Genomic DNA, 7,151 nt, shown 5'->3' with positions numbered 1-7,151 from the left:
GGCCACCTCCCCCAGAGGGGGAGGATTGGATCAGGCCATCTCGTGCTTGTCGCTGAGGCATTCGCCGATGGCGCGGGCGCAGCCCGGCAAGCCCAGGGCGCCGATGAAAGACATGGCGACCGCGCAGACCAGCATCACGGGTTGGAAGAAACGCATGCGAAATTCTCCACAGGCCACTTCGTTCGTAGGGCGAGCTTCAACCCAGATAAGGCTGAAGCTTGACGTTTGTTCCTGCCGACCATGGGCCTAAGTCGGAAAAGCTCAGCGTGCGGCAGATATGTCTCACCCGTATGTCAGTCTCCCAACGCATAGGCGACACGAGCGGCTTCAATTCGCCGTAGTTTTGCCTGCAGCGGCGACCAGTCGTCCGCCTCCGCGATCGGCGCCCACAGGGCCTCGACCTCGTCGATCAGCAGCTCTTCGGGCTCGGATTGGGCGAAAACCGGGCTTTCCAGGCGTTCGGGGCGGTCGGTCTCGAACCCGGCCAGCTTGCGACGGAAGTCCAGGAACGCCTCTTGTCCGTACAAGTCGCCGCGCGGACCGGCCAGGGCGCGGGCCTGCGAGGCTTCGCCGCCGAACCAGTCGAAGAAGAACGGCTCCCAGCGCAGTGATTCGCCGCCGCTGGCCCCGCCCGCCGCCAAAGCCACGAACGCGGCCTGGACCAGGGCGACGTCGTCCTCGGCCGAGCGGCTCTTCAGCCCCAGGCGGTCCAGCATCGCCGCGCGCAGGGCGTCGCGATAGAGGTCGGAGAAGGTGTTGAGGGCGGCGATCAGCCCAGCGTCGTCGGTCACCTGGGCCAGGCAGCCGGCCAGCTGCTGCAGGTTCCAGAACACCGTCTCGGGCTGGCGGCCGAAGCTGTAGAGCCCCGAATGGTCGAAATAGGCGGCCGTGAAGTTCGGATCGTTCCGGGGCAGGAACCGCCAGGGGCCGTAGTCGAAGCTCTCGCCGGTGACCACCATGTTGTCGGTGTTGAGCACCCCGTGCACGAAGCCGGCCGCCATCCAGCGGGCCAGCAGCCGGGCGCTGGCCGCGACCACCCGCTCCATCAGCGCCCTGGGCCGGTCGGGCTCGTCGGCCACATCGGGGAAGTAGGTCTCGACCGCATGGTCGACCAGCTTGGCGAGGTTGTCGGGCCGCTCCAGGAAGGCCTGGCGCTGGAAGGTGCCGAACCGGATGTGGCTGTGCGACAGCCGGGTCAACACGGCCGAGCGGGTGGGGCTGGGCTCGTCGCCGCGCACCAGGTCCTCGCCGGTCTCGACCAGGGAGAAGGCCCGCGAGGTCGGAACGCCCAGGGCCTCAAGCATCGACGCGGCCAGGATCTCCCGCACCCCGCCCTTCAGGGTCAGCCGTCCGTCGCCGGCCCGCGACCACGGCGTCTGGCCCGAGCCCTTGGTGGCCAGGTCCAGCAGCCGTCCGCTGGGAGATTCCCGCAGTTGGGCGAACAGGAAGCCGCGCCCGTCGCCCAGGTCGGGGTTGTAGCTGCGGAACTGATGGCCGTGATAGCGCATGGCCAGCGGCCCCGGCTGGTTGTCCGGCAAGGGCGAGAAGCGCGCGAAGTGCGCCAGCCATTCGGCGTCGGTCAGCCCTTCCAGCCCCACGCTCGCCGCCGCGCGGTCGTTGCGGAACCGCAGGATTGTCTGGGGGAAGTCGGCGGGCGCGACCGGATCGGCGAACTCCGGGCCAAGGCGCATGAAGATCGGATCGGGGCGGTAGGTAGCGGATATCGGCATCTCCCCGACATGAGCCGCCGGGCGCCCCGGCGCAAGCACGCCGATCGTGTTTCGAACCAACGGAACAATGGGGATGGTCGGCGAACGCTGTCGCATCCGCGCAACAGACGTTCTCGAACCGTTAAACCATAAGGTTTTTCCTTGCCGAGTACGCAGCGGGACCGTAACCCTTGCGTGTCAATTCGAACAAACGTTCGGGTTAAGACCAAATCAAAAGGCGGGGGCGATGCAAGCGCTCACGTCATAAAACGAACCGAGGTAGGAAATGCGCTTTACTCAGGTGCTTTGCGGCACGGCGTCCGCCGTCGTGCTCGCCGGTCTGACCCCGCTGGCGGCTCAGGCCCAGGATACCGAAACCCAAACCGTCGACAGCATCGTCGTCACCGCCCAGAAGCGCGAGCAGAACCTGCAGGACGTGCCGGTGGTGGTCACCGCGGTCGGCGCCAAACTACTGCGCGACACGGGCGTCAAGGACATCAAGGATCTGACGATCCTGACCCCCGGCCTGACCGTGACCTCGACCACGTCGGAAGCCTCGACCACCGCCCGCATCCGCGGCGTCGGCACGGTCGGCGACAACCCCGGCCTGGAAAGCTCGGTCGGCATCGTGATCGACGGCGTCTATCGCCCCCGCAACGGCGTCGGCTTCGGCGACCTGGGTGAAATGGAGCGCATCGAGGTCCTGAAGGGTCCGCAAGGCACCCTGTTCGGCAAGAGCACCTCGGCCGGCGTCATCAACATCGTCACCAAGGAACCGGAATTCGGCTTCGGCGCCGAGGCCGAGGCGACGATCGGCAACTTCAACGCCCACGGCCTGGCCGCCTCGGTGACCGGTCCGCTGTTCGGCACCGAGACCCTGGCCGCCCGCCTGTACGTCGCCGCCCGCGAGCGCGACGGCTACAACGACGTGATCACCGGCCAGGGTCCCAGCGACCGCGACGAAGACGCCGACCAGGGCTTCTACACCGTCCGCGGCCAGCTGCTGTTCGTTCCGGACGACAAATCGACCTTCAAGCTGATCGCCGACTACAGCAAGCGCGACGAAAACTGCTGCGGCGCCGTTCAGATCCGCACCGGCCCGACCGCCGCCGTGCTGGGCCTGCTGAACGGCGGCGCGGCCCTGGCCAGCCCCGCCGACCCCTTCAACCGCGTCGCCTATTCGAACCGCGGCGCGCCGTCGTCGGTCGAGGACAAGGGCGTCTCGCTGCAAGGCGTGATCGACACCCCCGTCGGCGAGCTCACCTCGATCTCGGCGATCCGCAACTGGCGTACCGACAACGGCCAGGACTCGGACTTCACCACCGCCGACATCGCCTATCGCGTGAAGGACGGCACCAACTACGCCGAGTTCACCACCTTCAGCCAGGAAATCCGCCTGGCCGGTCAGACCGAGAAGTTCGACTGGCTGGTCGGCGCGTTCCTGGCCGACGAGCGGCTCGATAACAAGGCCAACTTCCTCTACGGCAACAACTACGAGCAGTATCTGGGCCGCCTGCTGTCGGCCGGCGTCGCCCCCGGCGGCGTCGCCAACTTCGTGGCCCTGCTGCTGAACCGCGCGCCCAACACCAGCTATGTCGGCGGCCAAGGCCTGCACGACACCTACAAGCAGCGCGCCACCACCGTCGCCGGCTTCACCAACAACACCTGGCACGTGACCGACGCCTTCGACATCACCGCCGGCCTGCGCTACTCGATCGACGACAAGACGCTGGACACCTATCAGACCACCACCGATGGCGGCGTGGCCTGCGCCACCGCCCTGTCGCCGGCCGGTCAGCTGCGCATCGCCGGCATCGTCGGCGCGGCCAACGCCTCGACCGTGATCGGCAACCTCTGCCTGCCCTGGGCCAACCCGCTGTTCAACGGCCGCGGCACCAAGCAGAACCGCAAGGACAAGGAATGGAGCGGCACCCTCAAGGCGTCGTACCGCTTCTCGCCCGAGGTGTTCACCTACGGCTCGTACGCCCGCGGCTACAAGGGCGGCGGCTTCAACCTGGACCGCACCCAATCGTCCAACGGCCTGCCCACCGGCGGCCTGGGCGTCGTGCCGATCACCGACACCTCGTTCCCCGCTGAGTTCGTCGACAGCTACGAACTGGGCATGAAGAACACCCTGTTCAATCGCTCGGTGCTGTTCAACATCACGGGCTTCTATCAGGAGTTCAGCGATTTCCAGCTGAACACCTTCCTGGGCACCTCGTTCGCGGTGCGCTCGATCCCGGAAGTGACCTCCAAGGGCGTCGACGTCGACTTCCTGTGGTTCACCCCGGTTCGCGGCCTGTCGATCCAGAGCGGCCTGAGCTACGCCAAGACGCGCTACGGCGACCAGGCGATCCCGAACGATCCGACCAACGCCCTGGCCTTGCTCCCGGGCAGCCAGATGTCACTGGCTCCGGAATGGTCGGGCTCGGCCTCGATCACCTACGAGCGTCCGGTGGGCGAAAACATGAAGGCCCGCTTCAACGTCGGCGCCAAGTACTCGTCCGACTACAACACCGGTTCGGACCTGTTCCCGCCGAAGGTCCAGGAGGACTACACCGTGGTCAACGGCCGCATCGCCCTGAGCTCTCAGGACGACAAGTGGACCGTGGAGCTGTGGGGTCAGAACCTGTTCGACGAAGAGTACAAGCAAGTGGCCTTCAACGGCTTCCTGCAAGGCTCGTCGGGCCTGTCGGCCACCAACAAGGTCTACAATCCGGCCGCCGACACCATCACCTACGACGCCTTCCTGGGTGCGCCGCGCACCTACGGCCTGACCCTGCGGGCCAAGTACTAGGCGACAACGAGACCGGCGGCGGCCTCACGGCCGTCGCCGCCAGACCTGAAGGGCGATCCGGGCGACCGGGTCGCCCTTTTCGTTTGGGTTCAAATCGTTTTCGGCCAAGCTTTCAACGAATCCCGAACCGCCCCACCCTGCCGCGGGGGATTCGCTGCGGAGGCGCATCATGAAGACCGTCCGGCTGCTCGGCGTCTGGGTCTGTCTGTTGCTGGGCCTGGCGATCGCCAACCTGGCCTTGCGAACGCCCCCGCCCCTGCCGGCCAACGCCCCCGCCGACCAGTTCTCGGCCACGCGCGCCATGGCCGACGTCCGGGCCATCGGCCAGAAACCCCACCCGATCGGCTCGGGCGAGATCGTCCGGGTCCGCGACCATCTGCTGTCCCGCGTCAACGACCTGGGGCTGGAGGTGCTGGTGCGGCCCGGCGAGGGCGTGCGCGACGCCGCCAAGTGGTCGCCGCGCTCGATGGCCGTGGGCGCGGTGCAGAACATCGTCGCCACCCTGCCCGGGACCGACCGCCAGGCGCCGGCGGTGCTGGTGATGAGCCACTACGACACCGTCCACAACTCGCCCGGCGCGGCCGACGACTCGGCCGGCGTCGCCGCCGCCCTGGAGATCGCCCGCGCCCTGCAGGCCGGCCCGCGACCGGCCCGCGACGTGATCTTCCTGTTCACCGACGGCGAGGAGCCAGGCCTGCTGGGCGCCGAGGCGTTCTTCGCCCGCGACCCGCTGCGCGAGCACGTCGGCGTGGTGGTCAACATGGAGGCCCGGGGCGACGCCGGCCGCGCGGCGATGTTCCAGACCGGACCCGACAGCGGCGAGCTGATCCGCCTCTACGCCGGCGCGGCCCACCAGCCGACCGCCAATTCGCTGGCCGCCGCCGTCTATGCGCGGATGCCCAACGACACCGACTTCACCCACGCCCTGCGCAAGGGCCTGCCCGGGCTGAACTTCGCCTTCATCGACGACCAGCTGGCCTATCACACGCCCCTGGCCACGCCCGAGCACCTGAACCAGGGCAGCCTGCAGAACCTGGGCGATCAGGCCCTGCCCACCGTCCGGGCCCTGGCCATGGGCGGCGCCCTGCCGGCCAGGTCGCCGGACCTGATCTATTCCGACGTCCTGGCCCTGGGCCTGGTCGCCTATCCGGTCAATGTGGGCTGGGCGATCCTGGCGGTGGCCGGGCTGCTGATCGTCTTCACCGGCTATCGCGCCCTGCGCGGCAAGGCCGTGACCTTTGTCGAGATCCTGCGCGGGATCGCCGGCTTCCTGCTGCTGGCCGCCGCGGCGATCCTGGCCCTGCACCTGGCCGGCCGGCTGATCGGCATCGCCGACCAGCAGCGCTATTACGCGGTGCTGGGCCAGTTCAACGTGCTGCTGCCCGGCGCGGGCGTCCTGCTGATCGGGGTGTGCCTGTTCGTCCTGACCCTGCAGGCGCGCGGCGTGGGCGGGATCTGGGGCCGGGTCTGGATCAGCGTGGCGGGCCTGGCGGTCGGCGGGGCGTGCAGCCTGATCGGCGGTTTCGATCCCGTGGGCTTGGGCCTGGGGGCCGCCATCGTCGTCCTGGCCTGGCTGAGCCTGGGCAAGGGCGTGGGCGTGTTCGGCGCCTGGCTGGGCGCGCTGCTGGTCGTGCTGGGCCTGGCGATCACGGTCCAGGCGCTGCTGCCCGGCGGCTCGGTGATGCTGGCCTGGCCGCTGCTGGCCGCCAGCCTGGTGGCCGCCCTGGTCATGGCCGTGGGCGGAACCCGCGACCGCCGGGTGGCCTGGGCCCTGACCCTGGTCGTCTGCATCGTGGCCGTCGCGGTCGTCGCCCAGTTGGGCGCCTGGGGGGCCTGGACCTTCGCGGGCGTGGGCCTGACCGAGCCGGCGGTGCTGGCGGTGTTCGCCGTCCTGGCCGCCCCGGCCCTTCTGCCCCTGGCCTTCGACTTCGCCGCCTATCGCTGGGCCCCGGTGTTCGCCGGCGTGGCGGTGGCGGCGGGGATCGGCCTGCTGGCCTATGCGGGCCTGGGCGACAGCGGGCCGGACCGGCCGCGCGTGGCCGAGGCCAGCCACCTGGCGGACCTGTCGACCGGCACGGCCTGGCGGGTCTCGCCCCAGCCGCGCCTGGACCCCTGGTCGACCGTGGTGCTGTCGGACAACGACGCCAAGCCGGTGCGCCAGGCCTATCCGCCGCTGTTCCGCGAGCCGGTGTGGATGGCCCCGACCGCCGTGCTGCCGGTCGAACGGCCGGTGCTGGTGATCGACCGGGCCGGCGACCGCCTGCTGGTCCGCGCCGTGCCGACGGCCGGCGCCGAGGTCCTGACCCTACGGCTGCGGCCCAGCGTCGACCTGGGCGAACCGCGCCTGAACGGCCGTCCGATCGCCCTGCCGACCAAGGCTGGCCAGTGGACCAGCCTCAGCTACCACGCCCCCGACCCCAACGGCGTCACCCTCAGCTTCACCGCCCGGCCGGCCGGCAAGGTCGAGGTGGCGGTGATCGAGATCCGCGACGGCTGGCCGCGCGGGGTTTCGGCGATCCCCGCCAAGCCGGCGGGGCTGATGGGGATGGGCTATTCGGACAAGACGATCGTCCTGGATCGCGGGGCGCTGGCCTGGCCGGCGTTTGTGGCGGGAGCGGAAGAGTAGGCGACCGGGGACACGCACT

4 protein-coding genes are annotated in these 7,151 nt (G+C 69.3%); 2 read left to right on the top strand and 2 right to left on the bottom strand.

Translation table 11 applies throughout. The features are described from left to right. Nucleotides 1-30: 30 nt before the first annotated feature. Nucleotides 31-156 (bottom strand): hypothetical protein, encoded by a 126-nt coding sequence (locus tag AC1DYP_RS09315; RefSeq protein ID WP_007667460.1) that lies wholly within the window; start codon nucleotides 154-156, stop codon nucleotides 31-33. A gap of 137 nt (nucleotides 157-293) precedes the next feature. Then, entirely contained in the window at nucleotides 294-1,730 is a 1,437-nt protein-coding gene (locus AC1DYP_RS09310) for a protein adenylyltransferase SelO (protein ID WP_477046081.1), read from the bottom strand. Nucleotides 1,731-1,995: 265 nt separating this feature from the next. Here AC1DYP_RS09310 and AC1DYP_RS09305 point away from each other — a divergent pair, with 265 nt between their 5' ends. Together AC1DYP_RS09305 and AC1DYP_RS09300 are read left to right on the top strand one after the other, a co-directional pair. Then, nucleotides 1,996-4,506: a TonB-dependent receptor gene (locus AC1DYP_RS09305; RefSeq protein ID WP_477046080.1), complete on the top strand. Its 2,511-nt coding sequence runs from the start codon at nucleotides 1,996-1,998 to the stop codon at nucleotides 4,504-4,506. Between the two features lie 169 nt (nucleotides 4,507-4,675). Further along, nucleotides 4,676-7,132 carry a M20/M25/M40 family metallo-hydrolase gene (locus tag AC1DYP_RS09300; RefSeq protein WP_477046079.1) on the top strand — a complete coding sequence of 819 codons (2,457 nt, stop codon included), beginning with the start codon at nucleotides 4,676-4,678 and terminating at the stop codon, nucleotides 7,130-7,132. Nucleotides 7,133-7,151: the final 19 nt, after the last annotated feature.

Source organism: Caulobacter sp. P1_D6, assembly GCF_056406095.1.
The sequence above is the reverse complement of the archived record's forward strand: the minus strand, read 5'-3'. Positions and strand labels throughout refer to the sequence as shown.

Coding starts and splice junctions, on each gene's coding strand:
- AC1DYP_RS09315 (WP_007667460.1), bottom strand. CDS start 156: ATGCGTTTCTTCCAACCCGTGATGCTGGTCTGCGCGGTCGCCATGTCT.
- AC1DYP_RS09310 (WP_477046081.1), bottom strand. CDS start 1,730: ATGCCGATATCCGCTACCTACCGCCCCGATCCGATCTTCATGCGCCTT.
- AC1DYP_RS09305 (WP_477046080.1), top strand. CDS start 1,996: ATGCGCTTTACTCAGGTGCTTTGCGGCACGGCGTCCGCCGTCGTGCTC.
- AC1DYP_RS09300 (WP_477046079.1), top strand. CDS start 4,676: ATGAAGACCGTCCGGCTGCTCGGCGTCTGGGTCTGTCTGTTGCTGGGC.